Annotated in this window: 20 protein-coding genes; 8 read left to right on the top strand and 12 right to left on the bottom strand. The window is 69.5% G+C overall.

The genetic code is table 11. The annotated features are described in order from the left end of the window. Window positions 1-19: 19 nt before the first annotated feature. Together MK786_RS11735 and sdhC are read right to left on the bottom strand one after the other, a co-directional pair. Window positions 20-472 (bottom strand): succinate dehydrogenase hydrophobic membrane anchor subunit, encoded by a 453-nt coding sequence (locus tag MK786_RS11735; protein WP_241112420.1) that lies wholly within the window; start codon window positions 470-472, stop codon window positions 20-22. Then, window positions 472-906, bottom strand: a complete 435-nt coding sequence (gene sdhC, locus MK786_RS11730) for a succinate dehydrogenase, cytochrome b556 subunit (RefSeq protein ID WP_241112419.1) — start codon at window positions 904-906, stop codon at window positions 472-474. The genes MK786_RS11735 and sdhC overlap by 1 nt, the downstream gene beginning before the upstream one ends. A gap of 236 nt (window positions 907-1,142) precedes the next feature. Between sdhC and MK786_RS11725 the strand changes: the two genes are divergently transcribed. The 8 genes from MK786_RS11725 (at window position 1,143) to MK786_RS11690 (ending at window position 10,743) form a co-directional block, all read left to right on the top strand. Beyond that, complete coding sequence (locus tag MK786_RS11725) at window positions 1,143-2,258, top strand: mannose-1-phosphate guanylyltransferase (protein ID WP_241112418.1); 1,116 nt, start codon at window positions 1,143-1,145, stop codon at window positions 2,256-2,258. Window positions 2,259-2,409: 151 nt separating this feature from the next. After that, window positions 2,410-3,537, top strand: a complete 1,128-nt coding sequence (locus MK786_RS11720) for a BMP family protein (protein WP_241112417.1) — start codon at window positions 2,410-2,412, stop codon at window positions 3,535-3,537. A 99-nt stretch (window positions 3,538-3,636) separates the two neighbouring features. Next, a complete protein-coding gene (locus MK786_RS11715; protein WP_241112416.1) occupies window positions 3,637-5,157 on the top strand; it encodes an ABC transporter ATP-binding protein in 1,521 nt (506 codons plus the stop codon). After that, window positions 5,154-6,545: an ABC transporter permease gene (locus MK786_RS11710; protein ID WP_241112415.1), complete on the top strand. Its 1,392-nt coding sequence runs from the start codon at window positions 5,154-5,156 to the stop codon at window positions 6,543-6,545. Before MK786_RS11715 ends, MK786_RS11710 begins: the two co-directional genes overlap by 4 nt. Further along, window positions 6,542-7,828, top strand: a complete 1,287-nt coding sequence (locus MK786_RS11705; RefSeq protein ID WP_241112414.1) for an ABC transporter permease — start codon at window positions 6,542-6,544, stop codon at window positions 7,826-7,828. The genes MK786_RS11710 and MK786_RS11705 overlap by 4 nt, the downstream gene beginning before the upstream one ends. A 53-nt stretch (window positions 7,829-7,881) precedes the next feature. After that, complete coding sequence (locus MK786_RS11700; protein WP_241112413.1) at window positions 7,882-8,283, top strand: cytidine deaminase; 402 nt, start codon at window positions 7,882-7,884, stop codon at window positions 8,281-8,283. Next, complete coding sequence (locus MK786_RS11695; RefSeq protein ID WP_241112412.1) at window positions 8,280-9,572, top strand: thymidine phosphorylase; 1,293 nt, start codon at window positions 8,280-8,282, stop codon at window positions 9,570-9,572. The genes MK786_RS11700 and MK786_RS11695 overlap by 4 nt, the downstream gene beginning before the upstream one ends. A 55-nt stretch (window positions 9,573-9,627) precedes the next feature. Next, window positions 9,628-10,743, top strand: coding sequence for an adenosine deaminase (locus tag MK786_RS11690; RefSeq protein ID WP_241112411.1), 1,116 nt, complete (start codon window positions 9,628-9,630; stop codon window positions 10,741-10,743). 432 nt (window positions 10,744-11,175) lie between these two features. On the opposite strand, the gene MK786_RS11685 is transcribed toward MK786_RS11690, so the two are convergent. From MK786_RS11685 to MK786_RS11640, 10 genes are all read right to left on the bottom strand, one after another. Next, window positions 11,176-12,132: an SDR family oxidoreductase gene (locus tag MK786_RS11685; protein WP_241112410.1), complete on the bottom strand. Its 957-nt coding sequence runs from the start codon at window positions 12,130-12,132 to the stop codon at window positions 11,176-11,178. Next, complete coding sequence (locus tag MK786_RS11680) at window positions 12,129-13,154, bottom strand: bile acid:sodium symporter family protein (RefSeq protein ID WP_241112409.1); 1,026 nt, start codon at window positions 13,152-13,154, stop codon at window positions 12,129-12,131. The genes MK786_RS11685 and MK786_RS11680 overlap by 4 nt, the downstream gene beginning before the upstream one ends. Continuing rightward, complete coding sequence (locus tag MK786_RS11675; protein WP_241112408.1) at window positions 13,151-14,515, bottom strand: NAD(P)/FAD-dependent oxidoreductase; 1,365 nt, start codon at window positions 14,513-14,515, stop codon at window positions 13,151-13,153. The genes MK786_RS11680 and MK786_RS11675 overlap by 4 nt, the downstream gene beginning before the upstream one ends. A gap of 108 nt (window positions 14,516-14,623) precedes the next feature. Continuing rightward, window positions 14,624-15,346 (bottom strand): TSUP family transporter, encoded by a 723-nt coding sequence (locus tag MK786_RS11670; RefSeq protein WP_241112407.1) that lies wholly within the window; start codon window positions 15,344-15,346, stop codon window positions 14,624-14,626. Next, on the bottom strand, window positions 15,343-16,143 hold the full coding sequence (locus tag MK786_RS11665) for an alpha/beta hydrolase (RefSeq protein ID WP_241112406.1): 801 nt from the start codon (window positions 16,141-16,143) through the stop codon (window positions 15,343-15,345). Before MK786_RS11665 ends, MK786_RS11670 begins: the two co-directional genes overlap by 4 nt. 67 nt (window positions 16,144-16,210) lie before the next feature. After that, complete coding sequence (locus MK786_RS11660; RefSeq protein ID WP_241112405.1) at window positions 16,211-17,413, bottom strand: mannitol-1-phosphate 5-dehydrogenase; 1,203 nt, start codon at window positions 17,411-17,413, stop codon at window positions 16,211-16,213. Beyond that, the gene (locus MK786_RS11655; protein ID WP_241112404.1) at window positions 17,413-17,850 is read right to left on the bottom strand and encodes a PTS sugar transporter subunit IIA; all 438 of its coding nucleotides are present in this window, start codon (window positions 17,848-17,850) and stop codon (window positions 17,413-17,415) included. Before MK786_RS11655 ends, MK786_RS11660 begins: the two co-directional genes overlap by 1 nt. 94 nt (window positions 17,851-17,944) lie before the next feature. Next, on the bottom strand, window positions 17,945-19,627 hold the full coding sequence (locus MK786_RS11650) for a PTS mannitol transporter subunit IICB (protein ID WP_241112403.1): 1,683 nt from the start codon (window positions 19,625-19,627) through the stop codon (window positions 17,945-17,947). 41 nt (window positions 19,628-19,668) lie between these two features. Next, the gene (gene ptsP, locus MK786_RS11645; protein ID WP_241112402.1) at window positions 19,669-21,342 is read right to left on the bottom strand and encodes a phosphoenolpyruvate--protein phosphotransferase; all 1,674 of its coding nucleotides are present in this window, start codon (window positions 21,340-21,342) and stop codon (window positions 19,669-19,671) included. Window positions 21,343-21,345: 3 nt separating this feature from the next. Beyond that, window positions 21,346-21,621, bottom strand: coding sequence for an HPr family phosphocarrier protein (locus MK786_RS11640; protein ID WP_241112401.1), 276 nt, complete (start codon window positions 21,619-21,621; stop codon window positions 21,346-21,348). Window positions 21,622-21,640 lie beyond the last annotated feature (19 nt).

Below are 21,640 nucleotides of genomic sequence, written 5' to 3'. Positions count from 1 at the left end.
TGCTTTCGTTCTCTGTCGGTCAGTTGGCGACGCTCTGGCACATCTCCCACAGCGAGCTGTCGGAGGTCACGCCCAGGCAGGGATCGAATGTGAAGACCACCAGCGTGCCGAGGACGATGAGGAAGCCCGCCGACAGCCACAGCGCCCACACCAGCACCTTGCGAGTGGTCTCGTGGCCGACGTAGTCGTTGACGATCGTGCGCATGCCGTTCGCGCCGTGGATGAGGGCGAGCCAGAGCATGATCACGTCCCACCACTGCCAGAACGGGGTGGCGAACTTCCCGGCGACGAAGGCGAAGTCGATCTGGTGGATCCCCGTGCCCGTCAGCAGGTTGATGAAGAGGTGCCCGAAGATCAGCACGATCAGCAGCACGCCCGAGACGCGCATGTAGATCCAGCCCCACTTCTCGAGGTTGGGTCCCTTGCGGCGGACGGTGGCGCGCGGTGCGCGCGGTTCGGCGATGGTGGTCATCAGTGTCCGCCTCCGATCTCGGCGAAGACGTTCATGAGGTGACGCGGAGCGAAGCCGAGCATCGTCACGGCCCAGAGCCCGAGCACGCCCCACCACAGCTGGCGCTGGTGGCGGGTGGCCCACGACCACATGTCGACCAGGATGATGCGCAGCCCGTTGTAGGCGTGGTAGGCGACCGCGCCGACCAGCGCGACCTCGCCGATGCCCATCACCGGGTTCTTGTAGGTGCCGATCACCGCGTCGTAGGCCTCGGGCGAGACCCGGATGAGCGCCGTATCGAGGACGTGGACCAGCAGGAAGAAGAAGATCGCAATGCCGGTGATGCGGTGCAGCACCCACGACCACATGCCTTCGTTCCCGCGGTACAGAGTTCCGCGGGGGACTCGGGACGTGGTCTCGGATACCGACGGTGTGACGCGTGCTGGTGCAGACACGGCCGTCCTCCCTGAATCGAACATGGCGGGGCGGGAAACGTTGCCCCTGAGGTGGTCCGGCACTGGAGGCTCGGGCCATCGGCGTCACGCGGGCGCTTCTCCCATCCTATTGCCGGTTTGAACAGGGCGGCGACGTAGGGGAGCCTTACCGGCCGCCTTCCTGGGAGGTCCTTCGCAGGGAGCAAGAACCAAAGTTCTTTCGGACGCGCACAGCCGTCGCGGATACGCTGTTCGTCATGCCTGAACCCATCGAGGACTTCTACGCTGTGATCCCCGCGGGGGGCATCGGCAGCCGACTGTGGCCCCTCTCGCGCGCCGACGCGCCGAAGTTCCTCCACGACCTGACCGGGTCCGGTCAGACCCTGCTGCGCGACACGTGGGATCGGCTGGAGCCGCTCGCCGGGCCCGACCGCATCGCGGTGGTCACCGGCCGCGCGCATCGCGCCGCCGTGGAGGGCGAGCTGCCGGGCATCCCCGATCTGAACGTCTTCCTGGAGTCGGAACCACGCGACTCGACCGCTGCCATCGGTCTCGCCGCCGCTGTCCTCCTCCGCCGCGAGCCCGACGTCATCATCGGATCGTTCGCCGCTGATCATGTGATCCGCGTGCCCCACCTCTTCGACTGGGCGGTGCGCCAGGCCGTGGCCACAGCGCGCGCCGGCTACATCTGCACCATCGGCATCCAGCCGTCCGAGCCGTCGGTCGGATTCGGCTACATCCGCAAGGGGTCCGAGCTCGTCGTGGACGGCGCGCCCGAGGCGGCACTCGTCGACAGCTTCGTCGAGAAGCCCGACCTCGACACGGCGAAGGAGTACTTCGCCGACCGCTCCTACCTGTGGAACGCCGGGATGTTCATCAGCCGGGCGGACGTGCTGCTGGACGAGATCGCGGCGAACGAGCCCGAGCTGCACGCCGGGCTCATGGAGCTCGCCGAGGGCTGGGACGACCGCGAGCGCCGCGGTCCCGTCGTCGACCGGGTCTGGCCGGAGCTCAAGAAGATCGCGATCGATTACGCGGTGGCGGAGCCCGCCGCGGCGCGCGGCCGGCTCACCGTCATCCCTGGCCACTTCGACTGGGACGACGTGGGGGACTTCGCCAGCCTCGCCAAGCTCAACTCGCACGGACGCAAGAACGACCTGGCGATCCTCGGCGAGAACGCGCGAGTGCTGTCGGATGCCGCGAGCGGCATCGTGGTCAGCCAGACCTCGCGCGTCATCAGCCTGATCGGGGTGCGCGACATCGTCGTGGTCGACACCGACGACGCGCTGCTGGTCACCACGAGCGAGCACGCGCAGCGGGTGAAAGGCGTCGTCGACGCACTGAAGCTCAACGGCCGCGGCGACGTCCTCTGAATCGCGCGGCGATCACGCCTCCGTCTCGCCACATTGCGTCTTTGTAACCATTCGGCACCGACCCCCCGCCGCGACTGCAAGCATCGCGTCACAGTGGGTAACTTTGTGCAGTCCCCGTGAAGGACGCGGGGCGATACAAGTGGAGGCTGAGTTGACCATCTCACGCACCAAGAAGCTCGTCGGCGTCGTCGCCGCCGCGGGCCTTCTCGTCGCCCTCGCGGGCTGTGGCTCCGCCCCGGAGGCGACCCCGACGAACTCCGAGTCCGAAGGCCCCGTCGCGGTCGAGGGCTTCAAGCCCTGCCTCGTCTCGGACGACGGCGGCTTCAACGACAAGTCGTTCAACCAGTCCGCTCTGATGGGTATGGAGAAGGCGTCGGACGAGCTCGGCGTCGAGTTCATCGAGGTCGAGTCGGCTTCGGCGAACGACTACGCGCCGAACCTCGAGAACCTCGTCGCCGAAGGCTGCACGTTCATCGTGGCCGTCGGCTTCAAGCTCTCGGCCGACACGATCGCCTCGGCGACCGCGAACCCCGACATCGACTACGCGATCATCGACGACATCGCCGACGCCGACGGCGACGGCGCCCCCGACGCGGAGAACATCAAGCCGCTCCAGTTCGACACGGTCCAGGCCGCGTACCTCGGCGGCTACGCCGCGGCCGCCTGGTCGGCCGAGCAGGGCGTCAACAAGATCGGCACGTTCGGCGGCATCCCGATCCCGCCCGTCACGATCTTCATGGACGGCTTCGTCGACGGCGCCGCCAAGTACAACGAGGACAAGGGCGCCGCGGTCGAGACCTTCGGCTGGGACGTCGAGGCTCAGGAGGGCTCGTTCACCGGTGGCTTCGCCGCGAACGACACCGCCAAGCAGACCGCGCAGGGCATTCTCGACCAGGGCGTCGACGTCGTCCTGCCCGTCGGCGGCCCGATCTACCAGAGCGCCGCTGCGGCGATCACCGACGCCAGCTCGGACTCGCTGCTCATCGGCGTGGACTCCGACCTCGCCGTCGTCGACCCGTCGGTCGCCGACCTGGTGCTCTTCTCGATCATGAAGCGCATCGATGCGGCCGTGTACGACGCCACCATGCAGGCCGCCACCGGTGAGTTCGACGCGTCGCCGTACGTCGGCACGCTCGAGAACGAGGGCGTCGGCCTCTCCGGCTTCGGCGCGTTCGAGTCGGAGCTGCCCGAGGGCCTGACCGACGAGATCGCTGCGCTGCAGGAGCAGATCATCTCGGGTGAGCTCGAGGTGACCTCGCCCAGCTCGCCCCAGCAGTGATCTCGGCGTAGTCGAACGACTGCTGACCGCGGCCGGGTGGATGAGTCCACCCGGCCGCGGTTCTTCCAGCCCGATGGAGACAGTGGATAAGGTGCACATATGAAGCTCGAGCTCCGTGGGATCACGAAGCGTTTCGGGTCCCTCGTCGCGAACGACCACATCGATCTGGTGGTCCAGCCCGGAGAGATCCACGCCCTCCTGGGCGAGAACGGCGCAGGCAAATCAACACTGATGAACGTCCTCTACGGCCTGTACCAGGCCGATGAGGGGGAGATCCTCCTCGACGACGTCGTGCAGCACTTCCGGGGCCCCGGTGATGCGATGGCCGCCGGTATCGGCATGGTGCACCAGCACTTCATGCTCATCCCCGTCTTCACTGTCGCCGAGAACGTCATGCTCGGCCATGAGGACACCAAGGGCCTCGGCGCGCTCGACCTGCCCAAGGCCCGCCAGCACGTGCGCGACGTCGCGCAGCGCTTCGGCTTCCAGGTCGACCCCGACGCGATCGTCGGCGACCTGCCGGTCGGCGTCCAGCAGCGCGTCGAGATCATCAAGGCTCTCTCGCGCGACGCCAAGGTGCTCGTGTTCGACGAGCCGACCGCGGTGCTGACGCCGCAGGAGACCGACGAGCTCATGGCGATCATGCGCCAGCTGCGCGACGAGGGCACTTCCATCGTCTTCATCACCCACAAGCTTCGTGAGGTCCGCGCCGTCGCCGACCGCATCACCGTCATCCGGCTCGGCAAGGTCGTGGGCGAAGCGGCCCCCACCGCCACCAACGCCGAGCTGGCGTCTCTCATGGTGGGACGCGCGGTCGAGCTGACCGTGCACAAGGGACCGCCGAAGGTCAGCGACGGCGGCGGCCTCGAGGTCAAGGACCTCCGCGTGCTCACGCCGGCCGGCGCGGTCGTCGTCGACAGTGTGAGCTTCGACGTCAAGCCCGGTGAGGTGGTCGCCCTCGCCGGCGTCCAGGGCAACGGTCAGACCGAGCTTGTGGAGGCCATCGTCGGCCTCGCGGACCGTGCCTCCGGCTCGATCACGCTCGACGGCGTCGAGCTCATCGGCAAGAGCGTGCGCGGCATCCTCGACGAAGGCGTCGGCTTCGTACCCGAAGACCGCACCGAGGACGGTCTCGTCGGCGGGTTCACGGTTGCTGAGAACCTGATCCTCGACCGCTCGGGCGACTCGGAGTTCGTGCGAGGCGGCACCGTCATGCGAGGTGTGCTGCACGAGTTCGCGCAGGCACGCATCGCCGAATACGACATCCGCACCCAGGGTCCTGACGTGCCCGCCGGCACGCTCTCGGGCGGCAACCAGCAGAAGGTGGTGATCGCGCGCGAGATGAGCCGCGACCTCAAGCTGCTGGTGGCTGCCCAGCCGACCCGCGGTGTGGACGTGGGCTCCATCGAGTTCATCCACACGCGCATCGTCGAGACGCGCGACGCCGGGGTGCCGGTGCTCGTGGTGTCGACCGAACTCGACGAGGTCGCCGCCCTCGCCGACCGCATCGCCGTGATGTACCGCGGCGCGATCGTCGGAATCGTACCGGGTGACACCCCGCGCGATGTTCTGGGACTGATGATGGCCGGCGAGACGCCGGGAGACGGGGTAGCCGCGTGAACGACGACGCCAAGGGGACGACGCCGGGTGCGCCGGACCCGACCAGGGGGCTTCCGCCCGAGCAGCTTCCGCCGGTCTCCGGCCCGCTGACCGGGACTCCGGTCACCGCTGCCGCGCCCGCAACCCCCGCGGAGCCCGCGACCCCCGCCACGCCTGGCGGCGAGGTCCCGCCGCCGCCGCGCCAGAACGCGTTCATCAAGGACCTCCTGCGCAGCAACTGGGTGACGACCGTCCTCGCGATCGTCGCGGCGATGATCGTCGGCGGCATTCTCATGGCAGTGACCGACGAGGACGTGCGCGCGGCATCCGCCTACTTCTTCGCCCGCCCCGGCGACACGCTCATCGCGATCTGGAACTCGGTGTACGGCGGCTATGAGGCCCTGTTCCGCGGCGCGGTGTTCAATCCGCGCGCCCCCGACTTCCTGACGCAGATCCGCCCCATCACGAACACGCTCGGCTTCGCGGCGCCGCTCATCGCCGCCGGCCTCGGTGTGGCTCTCGCGTTCCGCGTCGGCCTGTTCAACATCGGTGGTCGCGGCCAGATGCTCATCGCCGCCGCGGTGGCCGGTCTCGTGACCTTCAACCTCGACCTGCCGATGTTCATCCACCTCCCGCTCACCCTGGCCGCCGGCATCGCGGGTGGTGCGATCTGGGGTGGCATCGTCGGCGTGCTGAAGGCCCGCACCGGCGCGCACGAGGTGATCCTCACGATCATGCTCAACTACGTCGCGTTCTACCTGGTGACGTGGATGGTCCGCACTCCCGGGCTGCTGCAGCGCGCCGCCGAGGATCAGCCGATCTCGGATCCGACGCCGCCCACTGCGCAGTTCCCCGACCTCTTCGGGCCGCGCTTCCCCCTGCTCGACTGGGGCTTCCTCATCGTCATCGCCGCGACGGTGTTCGTGTGGTGGCTCGTCGAGCGCTCCAGCCTCGGCTTCCGCCTGCGTGCCGTGGGTGAGAACCCCCACGCGGCGCGCGCGGCCGGCATCTCGGTGCAGCGCATGTACATCTACGCGATGCTCTTCGCCGGAGGCCTCGCGGGTCTGGCCGCCATGAACCAGATCCAGGGCTCGGTGGTCAGCGGCTTCGACGGGTTCATCGATGCCGGCATCGGGTTCGATGCCATCACCGTCGCTCTCCTCGGCCGCAGTCGCGCGTGGGGCGTCTTCGCCGCCGGCATCCTCTTCGGCGCCCTGAAGGCGGGTTCGTTCACCATGCAGGCCTCGCAGGGCATCCCCGTCGACATCGTCCTCGTCGTGCAGTCGCTCATCGTGCTCTTCATCGCGGCCCCGCCGCTGGTGCGCGCGATCTTCTTCCTGCCGAAGACCGACGCCGAGAAGGCCGCCAAGGCGAGAGCCAAGGCTGCGAAGAAGGCGGTGGCCGCATGACCACGCTCGCCCCCGCCACCGCTGCCGACGGCACGATCCAGCTCGCGACCGTCAAGGTGCGCCACTGGAAGATGGCCATCAGCCTCGGCATCACCACGGTCCTGCTGTTCCTGCTGTTCCTCCTCGTGCCGCGCGACGGCCTGAGCACCTTCCGCCTCAGCGACCGGTCCTCGTCGCTGGAGATCCCCAACGTCAGCGTGCCGACGGCCGCCACCAGCTGGGGAGTGCTGGTGGTGCTCGTGCTGCTCACGCTGTGGGCCGTCTGGAACGCCTGGTCCTACCGTCGGACGGGCGTGTGGCTGCCGATCGTCTACGGCGTCCTGGCGATCTTCGCCTTCCTCACCTGGGCGGCCGCCGGGGGGCTCGTGCCCGTCACCGGCCTGCTGTTCGGCGCCGTGTCGCTCTCGGTCCCGTTGATCTTCGGCGCGCTGGGCGGTGTCATCGGCGAGCGGGTCGGCGTGGTCAACGTCGCGATCGAGGGTCAGTTCCTTCTCGGCGCGTTCAGCGCCGCACTGATCTCGAGCATCACGGGCAACCCGTTCGTCGGCCTCCTCGGTGCGATGGTCGGCGGTGTGCTGGTGGCGTTCGTGCTCGCCGCCTTCTCGATCAAGTATCTGGTCGACCAGGTGATCGTCGGTGTGGTGCTCAACGTGCTCGTCACCGGACTCACCGGGTTCCTCTACGGGGCCCTGCTCGTGCCGAACGAGGCGACGCTGAACCGTCCGATCCGGTTCACGCGCATGGAGATCCCGCTCCTGGGCGACATCCCGATCATCGGACCCGTGCTGTTCAACCAGACGTTCATCGTCTACCTGATGTACATCACGGTCGGTGTGGTGGCATGGGGCCTCTACCGCACCCGGTGGGGCCTGCGTCTCCGTGCGGTCGGCGAGCACCCGCAGGCCGCCGACACCGTCGGCATCAAGGTGAACACGAGCCGGTTCTGGAACGTCTCGCTCGCGGGTGCGATCGCCGGCATCGGCGGCGCGTTCTTCACCCTCGTGTCGGTCGGCCAGTTCACGAAGGAGATGACCGCCGGACTCGGCTTCATCGCCCTCGCCGCCGTCATCTTCGGTCGCTGGGATCCGATCCGGGCCACCCTCGCGGCGCTCCTCTTCGGATTCGCGACGAACCTGCAGAACCTGCTCACGGTGCTCAAGACGCCGATCCCGAGCGAGTTCATGCTGATGCTGCCGTACCTGGTGACCATCATCGCGGTGGCCGGATTCGCCGGGCAGATCCGCGGGCCCGCTGCGGCGGGCAAGCCCTACATCAAGGGCTGACCGAGGATGCAGGCATCCGACCCTCCTGATACCGCTGTAGAGAAAGGCCGTGCGTGACCGACATCGACTGGGATGAGCTGCGGGCGGCCGCGACCGACGCCATGAAGCGCGCCTACGCGCCGTACTCGCGCTACAAGGTGGGCGCCGCCGCGCTGGTGACCGACGGGCGCATCGTGACCGGGTGCAACGTGGAGAACGCGTCGTACGGCGTGACGCTGTGCGCCGAGTGCGGGCTCGTGAGCGAGCTCGCGATGTCGGGCGGAGGCAGCCTCGTCGCGTTCGTGTGCGTGAACGGCGAAGGCCACACGATCATGCCGTGCGGGCGGTGCCGTCAGCTGCTGTACGAGTTCGCGATCCCCGGGATGCTGCTCGAGACGGTGTCGGGCATCCGCACGATCGATGAGGTGCTGCCCGACGCGTTCGGACCGCGCGATCTGGAGGAGGCCGCGCGATGAGCACGGTGGAGCCGTTCGACGCCGTCGACGTCATCCGGGCCAAGCGCGACGGCGGAGCAGTCCCCGGCGACGCGCTGCGATGGATGGTCGATGCCTACACCCGCGGCTACGTAGCCGACTCGCAGATGGCCTCGTTCGCGATGGCGGTGCTCCTCAACGGCATGACGCGCGAGGAGATCCGCGTCATGACCGACGCGATGATCGCCTCGGGCGAGCGCATGAGCTTCGCCGGACTCGGCAAGCCCACGGTCGACAAGCACTCCACCGGCGGAGTCGGCGACAAGATCACGCTGCCTCTCGCGCCGCTCGTCGCAGCCTTCGGCGTCGCCGTGCCGCAGCTCTCGGGCCGCGGCCTCGGCCACACCGGCGGCACGCTCGACAAGCTCGAGTCCATCCCCGGCTGGACGGCCGCCCTTTCGAACGACGAGCTGTTCGCACAGCTGCGCGACGTCGGCGCCGTCATCTGCGCCGCCGGATCTGGCCTCGCCCCCGCCGACAAGAAGCTCTACGCGCTGCGCGACGTGACCGGCACCGTGGAGGCGATCCCGCTGATCGCGTCGAGCATCATGTCGAAGAAGATCGCCGAGGGCACCGACTCGCTCGTGCTCGACGTGAAGTTCGGCTCCGGCGCCTTCATGCGTGACGTCGACAAGGCGCGCGAGCTCGCCCGCACGATGGTGGCCCTGGGCACCGACTCGGGCGTGGCCACCACCGCGCTGCTCACCGACATGAACACTCCACTCGGCCTCGCGATCGGCAATGCGAACGAGGTGCGCGAGTCGGTGGAGGTGCTCGCCGGCGGCGGACCGGCCGATGTCGTCGAACTCACCGTGGCGCTCGCGCGGGAGATGCTCGCGCTCGCGGGCCAGCCCGACGCCGACGTCGAGGCCGCGCTGAAGGACGGCCGTGCGATGGATGTCTGGCGCCGGATGATCCGTGCGCAGGATGGGGACCCGGATGCCGCGCTCCCCGCGCCGGCCGACACGCACACCGTCACCGCCTCCGAGGCCGGGTTCGTCACCGAGATGCATGCGCTGCCCTTCGGGATCGCCGCCTGGCGCCTCGGCGCCGGCCGCGCGCGGGCCGAGGACCCGGTCATGCACGCAGCCGGCATCGACCTGCACGTCAAGCCGGGCGACGCCGTGGCCGTCGGCCAGCCGCTGTTCACGCTGCTGGGCCACGACGACACCAGGTTCGAGCGGGCGCTCGACGCGCTCGACGGCGCGTGGCAGGTGGGCGCCGAAGCCCCGGCCGCGACCCCGCTCGTGCTCGAGCGCATCACCGCCTGAGCCGAGGCATCCGCCCCGACGCCCAACCCAGCCGCCCAGTCCCGAGGAGACGCACATGCCCATCGACCAGCACGGAGATGCCCTCCTCGACGGAGCCTCGATCCGCGACCTGCCCAAGGTCTCGCTGCACGACCACCTCGACGGCGGTGTCCGGCCGGCGACGATCATCGAGCTCGCCGATGCGGCCGGGGTCGAGGTACCCGAGTCCGACCCCGACGATCTCGCGGACTGGTTCGCCGAGAAGAGCGACTCCGGATCGCTGGTCGAGTACCTCAAGACCTTCGACCTCACCACGGCCGTGATGCAGACCCGCGAGGGGCTCACGCGCGTCGCGCGCGAGTTCGTCGAGGATCTCGCCGCCGACGGCGTGATCTACGGCGAGGTGCGCTGGGCGCCCGAGCAGCATCTGTCGCGCGGACTGTCGCTCGACGAGGTGGTCGCTGCCGTGCAGGAGGGGATCGAAGAGGGTGAGGACGCCGCGGAGCGCGCGGGTCGCGACATCCGCGTCGGCCAGCTCATCACGGCGATGCGCCACACCGACCGGTCGCTCGAGATCGCCAAGCTCGCCGTCGACTGGCGCACGCGCGGCGCCGTCGGCTTCGACATCGCCGGACCCGAGGACGGCTTCCCCGCCTCGAACCACCGCGAGGCGTTCGACTACCTCGCGTCGCAGTTCTTCCCGTCGACCGTGCACGCCGGTGAGGCCGCCGGGCTCGACTCGATCCGCTCGGCGCTGCTCGACGGTCGGGCCCTGCGCCTCGGTCACGGCGTGCGCATCGCCGAGGACCTCGAGGTCGTCTCGCGGGCCGGTGAAGAGGTGCTCGTGCAGTTCGGCGATCTGGCCCGCTGGGTGCGCGATCGCGAGATCACCCTCGAGCTCTCGCCGTCGTCGAACCTGCAGACCGGCGCGATCTCGGCGTGGGGCACGACGATGGAGGACCACCCCTTCGACCTTCTCTATCAGCTCGGGTTCTCCGTGACGGTGAACGTCGACAACCGCACGATGAGCCGCACCTCGCTCACACGCGAGCTGGCCCTGCTGGCGGAGACCTTCGACTACGGCCTCGACGACCTCGAATCGTTCCAGCTCAACGCGGCCGCCGGCGCGTTCCTGCCGGTCGAGGAGCGCGAGGAGCTCATCGAGCTCATCGCCGAGGGCTTCGGGGACTAGCTTCCCTGACCCGCGGGCCGAGGGCTTCGGGGACTAGGTCGGGGAGACTCGCCGGTCGCTGCGCCACGCCCTGCGGCTGCGGCATCCGCTCCTCACTCACCGAGAACAGGTGATCTGGCGTACACAGGATGATCCGCCGGGGATCGTCCTGTCTCCGCCAGATCTCCTGATCTGGATAACCGGGGAGGGGACGGATGCCGCGGCCCAGCGTCTACCACGGGCGCACGGCTCTATCCCCGCCTCGCCACGCCCTGCGGCATCCGCTCCCCACTGACCGAGAACAGGTGATCCGGCGTACGCAGGACGATTCGCCGGGAATCGTCCTGTCTCCGCCAGATGTCCTGTTCTGGGCAACGGGGGAGGGGACGGATGCCGCGGCCCAGCGTCTCCGACGAGCGCACGGCTCGCCCGGCTCAGCGGACGGCCCGCGGCTCAGCGCCGCGCGACGCCGGGGTGGGACTCGAGGTAGGCCTCGAAGGCCTCGGCCGAAGTCTTCTTCGGGGTGAAGCCGAAGTCGCGCTTGAGCGCTTCGTTGGCGAGCACCGGGCGGTAGCGGAGGAAGCCGACCTGCTCGGGTCCGTGGACGGTGAGGCGCAGCATCCGTCCCACGCGCAGCGCGAAGGCGAGGACGCCCGCCGGCACGGTGAGCAGCGGCTTGCCGAGTCGCCGGGCGATCTCGTGCACGGTGAGCTTCCCGTCGCCGGCGATGTTGTAGATGCCGGGGGGACCGTCCGTCGCGGCGCGGGCCATCGCGGCGGCGACGTCGTCGACCCACACGAACACGAAGGGCGAGTCCGAGCCGCGCACCGCGAGGACGCGCGGGCCGTCCCAGAGGGCCGTGATCTGGTTCTGCACGGTCGGGCCGAGGATCGTGCCGATGCGGAACACGACCTGCTCGAGCTCGGGAGCGGTGCGCCGGCGCTCGGCGAGCATCTCCTCGACCAGGCGCTTGTGCTTCGAGTAAGGGAACTCGTCGTTGCCGCGGATCGCGTCGGTCTCACGCAGCCACTCCGGGTTGTCGCGGTGGTAGCCATACGCCGCGCCCGACGACGACACGACGATGCGGCGAACGCCCGCCGCGACGCATGCGTCGAGCACGTGCTGCGATCCTTCGACGTCCACGCGGTATTCGAGGTCGTGGTCACGACCCGGGTTCACGATCGCCGCGAGGTGCACGACGACGTCGATGCCGTGGCGCTCCAGCGACGGCACGAGGCCCGACGCCCGGGCGACGTCGCAGTCGTCGTAGACGACTCCCTCCAGCGGATGCTCCGGCCGGCGCACATCGCCGGCGACGACGAGCTCGACCTCGGGGTGCGCCACGAGGGCGGCGGCGACGTTGGATCCGAGGAAGCCAGCTCCGCCGGTGACGAGCACGCGAACGCTCACGATGCCGGCCCCGCGGCGGCGTCGGGCGCGGCGGCGTCACCCGCGACGGTGTCACCCGCGGCATGGGGAGCTGAGGCATCCCGGCCCGCCGCGTGCCGGGTGGCGTCGCCCTTCGAGCTGCCGGTGCGCTTCCTCGTGTGCCGCGCCCACAGGGCGGCGACGATCAGGCCGGCGATGATGTCCCAGATGCCCCACCAGCCGGCCACGATGGCCATGCCGCCGAGTCCGCCGAAGAACGCGAAGACGAGGCCGAGCCCGAGGCCGGCGTTGCGGATGCCGACCTCGAACGTCATCGCCTTGCGCTCGCGGGTGCCGAGCCCGCCCACGACTGCGGTGCTGTAGCCGATTGCGAGGGCGACGGCGTCGTGGATCGTCACGACGAGCACGATGATCCCGAGGAACGCCACGAAGTAGGCCCAGTTACCGGCCAGCGCGGCGACGATGAAGCCGACGAGCGCGAGGAGCGAGAACCACTTGACGAACGGCTGCACCCGCACGGCGAAGCGCTCGAATCGGTTGCGGATGAGGAGGCCCGCCGCGAAGGGCAGCCCGATGATGAGGAAGATGTCGAGCAGCATCGCCCACGCGTTGAGCTCGACCGCCTCGAGCAGCGTCGAGGCGGTCGGGTGCAGCGAGCCCCAGAAGGCGACGCTGAGCGGCAGTGCGAAGATGTAGATCACGTTCGACACGGCCGTCATCGACACCGACAGGGCGACGTTGCCGCCCGAGCGGTGGGTGAGCACCTGCGAGATGTTGCCGGGCGGACAGCACGCCACGAGGATCATGCCGAGCGCCATCGAGGGCGTCACCGGAAGGATCAGCGTCAACCCGAACGTGACGGCCGGCAGCACGAGCAGCTGCGCGAGGATCGCGATGACGAACGGCTTCGGCTTGCGCGCGACGACCTTGAAATCGTCGACCGTGGTGTCGAGCGCGATGCCGAACATGATCAGTCCGAGGACCACGTTCAAGATGACCAGGGTCCCGGGATTGAAGTTCAGGACGATGTCGTCGGGATTCATGCGGGCACCTTCTTCGAACGGCGACGAGATGAGCGGATGCCGCGCGCGGGCGCCGCGTCGCGTGCGTCGCCACGGAGTGCGGTGGTGGCCGCGCGCACGGCGCGGCGGTAGGCGTCCTTGTTCACGTAGTACGACATGCGCTCGAGTCCGAGGTACTTGTAGCCGCCGGTGAGGTCGGGCCACGGCTCGCTCGTCGCGCGGCGGCGGAATTCGGCCGCGCGCGCGGGGTCGCGCTCCACCGCGGCGAGGTACTCGGCGATCAGCTCGGCCTGCTCGTAGCGGCCCTGCCAGCCGATGCCCGAGGCCTCGATCATGCCCATGACGTAGAGCCCGTTGAACGACGGTGGGAACACGTTGAGGAAGAGCTTCGGCGCCCACCCGGTCCAGTGCAGCGCCTCGCGGTCGACGAAGGGGTAGTCGAGCGTGTAGCCGGTCGCGAGGAGCACGAGGTCGTACTCGCCGCTGGAGCCGTCGCGGAAGTGCACGGTGCGGCCGTCGAAGCGGTCGACGTCGGGGCGGATGCGCAGGTCGCCCTGGCCGAGGTGGTTGAGGATCAGGGTGTTGACGATCGGGTGGGATTCGTAGAGCCGGTAGTCCGGCTTCGGGAAGCCGAACCGCACCGGGTCGCCGGTGAACGCCTGCAGTACCCTCTTGTCCACGAACTGCTTGATCCGCGCGGGGAGGGGTCGCCCCTGGTTGAGCGTGTCGCTCGGCTTGCCGAACAGATACCGCGGCACGAAGTAGTAGCCCCGGCGCACGCTCATGTCGACGGATGCCGCGTGGTGCACGGCGTCGACCGCGATGTCGCAGCCGGAGTTGCCGGCCCCGATGATGAGCACGCGCTTGCCGGTCAGCTGGCTCGCGGCCTTGTACGCGCTGGTGTGCAGCAGCTCGCCGGTGAACTCGCCGCGGAAGGTCGGGATGTTGGGCTCGGCGAGGGTGCCGTTCGCGAGGATCACGCCGTCGTAGCGCTCGTCCACAGGGCCGTCGGGGGAGTCGGCGCGCAGCATCCATTCGCCGTCGTCGTCGCGCGTGAGCGAGGTGACCTTCGTCTCGAACCGGAACCGCTCGGTGAGGCGGAACCGGTCCGCGAAGTCGCGGAAGTAGCGGATGAGGGTGCGATGGCTCGGGTAGTCGGCGTCGGTGTCCATCGGGAACTCGGCGAACTCCGTGGTGGTGCGCGACGAGATGAGGTGCGCGGACTCGTACATGGTCGAGCGCGGGTTCTCGATGTCCCAGAGGCCCCCGACCCCGCGGGATGCCTCGTAGCCGTCGAAGTCGATGCCGGCCTTCTGAAGGGCGCGCGCGGCGGACAGTCCGGAAGGACCGGCGCCGATGATGGCATAGCGAAGCTCGCTCATTCGTCTCCCACACGTCATTGTGTCGGCGTGACAACGCCGACCCCAGCGAAGAAACACTAAACGTTAGTCGGCATTAACCGAAATCGGATCCGATCAGCGGCGATGCCGTTACGACAACAGTGCCAGGATGCCGCGCACGAGCACCACCGTGGCGCCTGCCCACGCGATGGCGAGCATCGCCCTCCGCGCGATGCCCGGTGCGACGTGCCGACTCAGAATCGTTCCGATCGCGATCCCGCCGGCCGTGGCGGCAACGAGCGTCCAGACATCGGGGACGGGGGATGCCGGCAGCCCGCGCAGCGCGACAGAGACGCCGCTGAACACGGCGAAGATCACCTGCACACTCGCGGCGAACCGGCGTTGAGGCCACCCGTCGCCGACCGCGTACGCGGCGAGCGGAGGGCCGGACAGACCGCTCGCGACGTGCATGAACCCCGCCGCCGAACCCGCGACGACGGCGCCCGTCCGCCCCCGCAGCGGGGCCGACAGCGCCGGCATCCGGCCGGCGAGCAGGGCGAAGTACGCCATGGCGGCGATGAGCAGGAGGAGTGCCGGCTCGGGAAGGACGCGCACGAGGAGGGCGCCGAACGGAGCGGCGAGCAGCCCGGGCCAGATGAGCCACCAGGCGCGACGCCATTCGATCTGCTTCCACACCAGAGGGATGGCCGTGAGCGACGCGACGAGCGCGAGCAGCACGCCGATCGTCACGCCCTCGAGCGGGCCGTAGAGCAGCACGATCGGCCCGACCAGCACCAGGACGAAGCCCAGCCCCGTGATGCGCTGGATGACGGCCGAGACGAACGCGGCGGAGCACGCGAGGACGAGCGTCACTGCGCGAGCTCCTCCGCGAACGACACCAGCAGCGCCGACAATGCGGCATCCATCTCTGCGTCCGAGATCGTGGGCGCGCCGTCTCCTGCCTGCGGGCCGTAGTCGCCGAAGGACGCGTGGCTGGCGCCGTCGATGACCTCCATGCGTGCGTCCTCGGGCAGGAGCGGCTGGGCGCCGGCGATCTTCTCCGGAGTGGAGAGGCCGTCCTCGCTTCCTGCGATGCTGATCACGGGAAGCCCGGAGTCGGACAGGTCGTTCGCGCAGTACGAGCCGAACAGCACGAGAGCCTCGGCATCGGTCGCGAGCTGGCAGGCGCGCACGCCGCCGAGCGAGTGGCCACCCACCGCCCACGTGTCGATCCCGGGCACGAGCTCGGTGAACGCCGACAGCGGCCGCAGGTCGAAGAACGCGAGGTTCAGCCACGGCTTCGTGATCACCACGGTGACGTTCGCGTCCTCGACCACGCCCGCGAGGTTGTTCGCGTACGCCCAAGGATCGACCTTCGCGCCGGGGACGAAGACGAGTCCCGTGTCGGACGCGCCGACGGCGGGCTCCATGACGATCGCGCCCGACGTGTCGGTGATCTCGATCGCGGCGTTCGCTCTCACTTCTGCGAGCGGCTCCGGCTCGGCCGCCATGACTCCGACTTGGCTCCAGATCAGGATGCCGACGACGGCGAGCAGGAGCAGGGCGCCGACCGACCCGAGGATCCGCCACAGCACTCGCAGCCCGCGCCGGCGCGAGCGTGGTGTCCTGGAGGGGGCGGCGGGGGAATCGGGCGAGGACGAAGCGGTCACCACAAGAGCGTAATCGCGCGCGGGTACCCTCCGCGCTGCGCGGGCAGAGGTGCGTCGGCGTGCCTTCTCAGTCCGCGCGGATCTCCGCCTGTCGAGCCTCCACGACGGCGACGACCTTCGCGAAGAGCGGATGCTGCGGCTCGAGGCCGGTCGCCGCTGCGGTGAAGCTCGCGGCATCCTGCTCACGCAGCATCCGCTGCAGATCCACCGACTGCGGATCCTCGCTGTCGTCGAACGCCAGCAGGGCGCCCATCGCAGCGACGAGGGCGTTCACCGACAGGCCGCGCTCGGCCGCCTCAGCTGCGGGCCCGACGAAGCGCTCATGCCGGGAGAGCTTGCGCAGCGGCTGGCGTCCGACCCGCCACACCGTGTCGGGCAGCGCCGCGTTGCGGAAGCGGCCCAGGATCGTCGCGCGGTAGCTCGCCAGGTCGGCGGCATCGAGGCCGTGCTTGGCCTCCAGCAGCGCGGAGGTCTCCTCGAGCGCGGCGGCGACGCGCGCGGCGATGGCCTCGTCGGACAATGCCGCCGCGATCGTGTCGATGCCCGCCCGGGCGCCGAAGTACGCCGTCGCGGCGTGCCCGGTGTTCACCGTGAAGAGCTTCCGCTCGATGTACGGTGCGAGGTCGTCGACGAAGTGCGCACCGGGAATGACGGGCGGCTCGTCGCCGAAAGGCGGGCGCTCGATCGCCCACTCGTAGAAGGGCTCGACGGTGACGTCGACGCCGGCGCCCTCCGGCTGGGCGGGGACGATGCGGTCGACCGCGGTGTTCGCGAACACCGCGCGAGCGGTGAGGGCCTCCCATGCGTCGCCCGCGGACTCCCGCATGAGGTCGCGCAGCACGTCGGTGGCGTTGATCGCGTTCTCGCACGCCATGATCTGCAACGGCGGAGACGAGGGGTCGCGCAGGGCGAGCCCGGCCACGATGTGCGGGGCGACGAACTTCAGGATCGTCGGCCCGACCGCCGTCGTGACGACGTTCGCCGAGGCGATCTCCTCGATCACCTCGTCCGGATGCTCGGCGCTGTTGATCGCCCGGAAGCCGGTGACGACCGTGTCGTGGCTCCCAATGGGGCTTCGCCCCACACCCCCGGCTTGCTGACGCGCGCCCCCATCACCCACTTCGTGGACGGTGTAGGAGTCGACGGCGTTGATGGCGTCGACGAGCGGGGCTGCGACGTCGGAGAAGACGAGTTCATAGCCGCCCTCGTGCAGCAGCAGCCCGACGAACCCGCGGCCGATGTTGCCGGCTCCGAAGTGGACGGCCTTCATCACACGCCCGCGGCGGAGACCAGCGCGAACAGCTCCTCGGGCGTCTGCGCCTCTTTGAGCTTCTGCACCTCGTCCTCGTCGGAGAAGAGTATCGCGATCTGCGACAGGATCTCGAGGTGCTCGTCGCCCTTCCCGGCGATGCCGATCACGAACGTCACCGGCTCGCCGTCCCAGTCGACGCCGCCGTCGTAGCGGACGACCGACAGCGCCGAATCGAGGATCGTGTGCTTGGTCTCGTTCGTGCCGTGGGGGATCGCGAGCTCGTTGCCCATGTACGTCGACACCGTCTGCTCGCGCTGCTGCATCGCGTCGAAGTATGCGCTCGTGACGGCACCCGCGGACTCGAGGATGTCGGCTGCCTCCTTCATCGCGTCCTCGCGCGTCGCGCTCCCGCGGTGGATCCGCACCTGTCCGATGCTCAGTACGTCACGTGCCATTTCGTTGCCTTTCGTGGTGGTACGGATGCTTCTCATCGAAGACCACGGAGCCGGGGGCATCCCGCCGCCCGGCTCCGCAGCCGCCTACGCGCCCTCAGACCCCATCCTGGTGCTGGTCACGCACGAGGTCCACGACCTCGTCGTACTTGGGCGAGTTCATGAAGTTGTCCACTGACACGTGCACCGCGTTGGGCGTCTGCTTGCGCGCGCGGTCGGTGAGCTGGTTCTGCGTGATGACCAGGTCGGCCGAGGCATCCAGGTTGGCGATCGCCTTGTTGACGACCGTGACGTCCTCGATGCCCGCCTTCTTGATCTTGTTGCGCAGCACGCTCGCGCCCATCGCCGACGAGCCCATGCCCGCGTCGCACGCGAACACGATGTTGCGCACGCGCTTGGTGGTGAGCACACCGCCATCAGCGACACCCGCAGTCTCGGCCTCGGTCTCCAGCTTGTCGACGGTCTCCTCGGCCTCGCGCACCGCTTCGCGGTCCTTGCCGTCCGACGCACGCAGAGCGTCGAGTGCCGCCGACGACTTGCCCTTGTTCGCCTCGGTCTGGCTGATCGCGGCGCCGAACGTGTCGGCCTCGGCGAGGAGGTCGCGCTTGCGTGACGCCCGCAGGATGACGCCGGCGACCAGGAAGGTCACCGTGGCCGCGAGGGCGACCGAGAGGTAGACCACCAGGAGGTTGCCGATGCCGGGCCCGATCGCTGCGGCGGTCACCGCGATGATGCTGCCCGGGGCCGCCGGGAACGCGAGTCCACCTCCCAGCAGCATGTTCGTCGTGACGCCGGTAGCGCCGCCCGCGATCAGGGCGAGGATCGTCATCGGCTTGCTCAGCGCGTACGGGAAGTAGATCTCGTGGATGCCGCCGAAGAACTGGATGATGATCGCGCCGGGAGCCGATGCCTTCGCTGCGCCCACTCCGAAGAAGGTGAACGCGAGCAGCAGCCCGAGGCCGGGCCCGGGGTTCGCCTCGATGAGGAAGAGGATCGACTTGCCGGTCTCCGCAGCCTGCTCGATGCCGAGCGGTGTGAACACGCCGTGGTTGATCGCGTTGTTGAGGAACAGCACCTTCGCCGGCTCCACGATGATCGAGACGAGCGGCAGCAGGTTGAACTCGACCAGCCAGCCGACCGCACCGCCCAGGACGGCGCTGATGCCGAGCATCACCGGGCCGAAGGCGAAGAACCCGACGATCGCAAGGAGCATGCCGAGGATGCCCGCGGAGAAGTTGTTCACCAGCATCTCGAAGCCGGGCTTGATCTTGCCGTCCCAGATGCGGTCCATCCACTTGGTGACCAGCGCCGCGAACGGCCCCATGATCATCGCGCCGAGGAACATCGGGATGTTGGTGCCGACGATGACGCCGACGGTTGCGATCGTGGCGACGACGCCACCGCGCTCGCCGTAGACCATCCGGCCTCCGGTGTTGGCGATGAGGAGCGGCAGCAGGTAGGTGACCATGGGCCCGACCAGACCCACGTACGCCAGGAAGGTCGCTCCGTCGGCCTCGGCGAGAGCCACCATGGACCCCTGCCAGCCGATGATCGCCTGGTCGCCGCCGCCGCCGATGATCTCGGAGACCGGATACCAGTGCCAACCGAACGGGCTGTCCACGCCGAAGAACCCGGCGGGGATGAAGAGCATGGTGATGAATCCCCATGCGATGAAGGCCGCGATGTTGGGCATGATCATGCCGGAGAGGAAGGTGCCGAAGCGCTGGACCCCCACTCTCGCCTTGCTCATGCCCGATGCGGGCGCTGACGTCGTCGTCATTGCTGTGTCTCCCTTGTCGTTCAGGCGACCGCGCGTGCGGCCTATCGGGTGGCCGCGGCCTGCGCCGCGGTTCGGGCGGATGCCGCATCGTTCGCGGCGAGGGCGGCCTCGGCGATGACACGCGCATCGTCGAGGGAGTGCTGGAGCAGGGTGGCCCGCACGTCGGCGAGCGCCGTGGGGGCCATGGAGAGGCTGGTCGCGCCGAGGCCGACCAGCACGACCGCGAGGAGCGGGTCGGCGGCGGCCTCGCCGCAGATGCCGACGGGCTTTCCGTGGACACGACCGGCGTCGCCGACCTCGCGGATCAGTCGCAGCACGGCAGGGTGCCACGGGTCCTGGAGCGAGGCGACCGAGCCGAGCAGCCGGTCGGCGGCCATCGTGTACTGCGTGAGGTCGTTGGTGCCGATCGAGGCGAAGTCGGTGTGGGCGAGGATTCGGTCGGCGAGGAGCGCCGAGGACGGCACCTCGACCATCACGCCCGCCGTCCTGATGCCGTAGTCGTGCGCGAGGTCGGTGAAGTACACGGCCTCCTCGAACGTGGCCACCATGGGGGCCATGACCCACAGGTCGGCCGGCCCTTCGGGCGTCTGCCGGGTCGCGGCATCCGCTTCCGCCAGCGCTGTCAGCTGCTCCCGCAGGATGTCTTCGCTTGCGCGCAGCGCACGGATGCCGCGCAGCCCCAGTGCGGGGTTCTCCTCGTGCGCGTCGTTGAGGAAGGCGAGCGGCTTGTCGGCGCCGGCATCGAGCACGCGCACGACGACCTTCTTGCCCGGGAAGGCGGAGAGGAGCTGCATGTAGGCCTCCCGCTGCTGCTCCACGGTCGGCGCCTGCGCCGAACTGAGGAACAGGAACTCGGTGCGGAACAGGCCGACCCCCTCGGCGCCGAGAGCGACGGCGTCCGCCGCACCCTCCGGCTTGCCGAGGTTGGCCAGCAGCGGGATCGGCGTCCCGTCCGCCAGCGCGCCATCGGTGATCGGCGCCGATGACGCCGCCGCGCGGTCGTCGGCGCGGCGCTGCGCGCGCTCGAGCTCGTCCGGCGTCGGGTCGGTTGTGACGACGCCGGAGGCGGCATCCACGATCACCGTCTCGCCCTCGCGCAGGCCGCTCGCGTCGACCGCGCCGACCACGGCGACGATCGACTTCTCGCGCGCCAGGATGGCGGTGTGCGAGGTCGGACCGCCTTCGCTCGTGACGAGCGCGAGCACCTTGTCGAGGTCGAGGAGGGCGGTGTCGGCGGGCGCGAGATCCTTGGCGACCAGGACGAACGGATGCCCTGGATCGGGCACTCCCGGAGCCGGTTCGCCCCGCAGCCGGGCGATCACCCGCTGGGCGACGTCGTCGAGGTCGGCGGCGCGCTCGCCGAGGTAGCCGCCGAGCGCCGTGAGCTGGTCGCGGAACGAGGCGAACGCGTCGAAGACAGCGAACTCTGCGGTCTTTCCCTGGTCGATCCGCGAGGCGACCTCGTCGGCGAGGCTCGGGTCCTCGGCCATCATGGCCTGCGCCTCGAGCACGTCCTGCGCGGCACCGCCGGCCTGCGCACCGCGCTGCTCCAGCTCGCGGGCGACCGCGGCGACCGCCTCTGTGACGCGCGCCTTCTCGTCATCGGCAGTCATCGTGCTCGGCGCATCGCTCGGCGCCGGCAGCGGCTCGGCCATGCGGGCCACCGGCCCCTGGGCGACGCCGAGGCCGATTCCCACTCCACGCAGCTCGGTCATGGTTCAGGCCGCGTCGTGGTCGGTGGTCAGGAGCTCGGCGAGGGTGTCGAGCGCAGCCTCGGCGCCGTCGCCGTCGGCCGTCAGCGTGACGTAGTCGCCCTGCTCGACGCCGAGCGCGATGACGCCGAGGATGCTCGCCGCGTTGACGGGACTGCCGGAGTCCTTGGCGACAGTGATGGGGATGCCCGCCTCTTTCGCCGCCTGCGCGAAGAGCTTCGCCGGCCGGGCGTGCAGGCCATGGGACGAGCCGATGCGGACGGTTCGTGAGATGGATGGCATTGGTGTGACCTCTCTGTCG

Origin of the sequence: Microbacterium sp. CFH 31415 (genome assembly GCF_022538185.1) — a bacterium.
GTDB lineage: Bacteria > Actinomycetota > Actinomycetes > Actinomycetales > Microbacteriaceae > Microbacterium.
The sequence above is the reverse complement of the archived record's forward strand: the minus strand, read 5'-3'. Positions and strand labels throughout refer to the sequence as shown.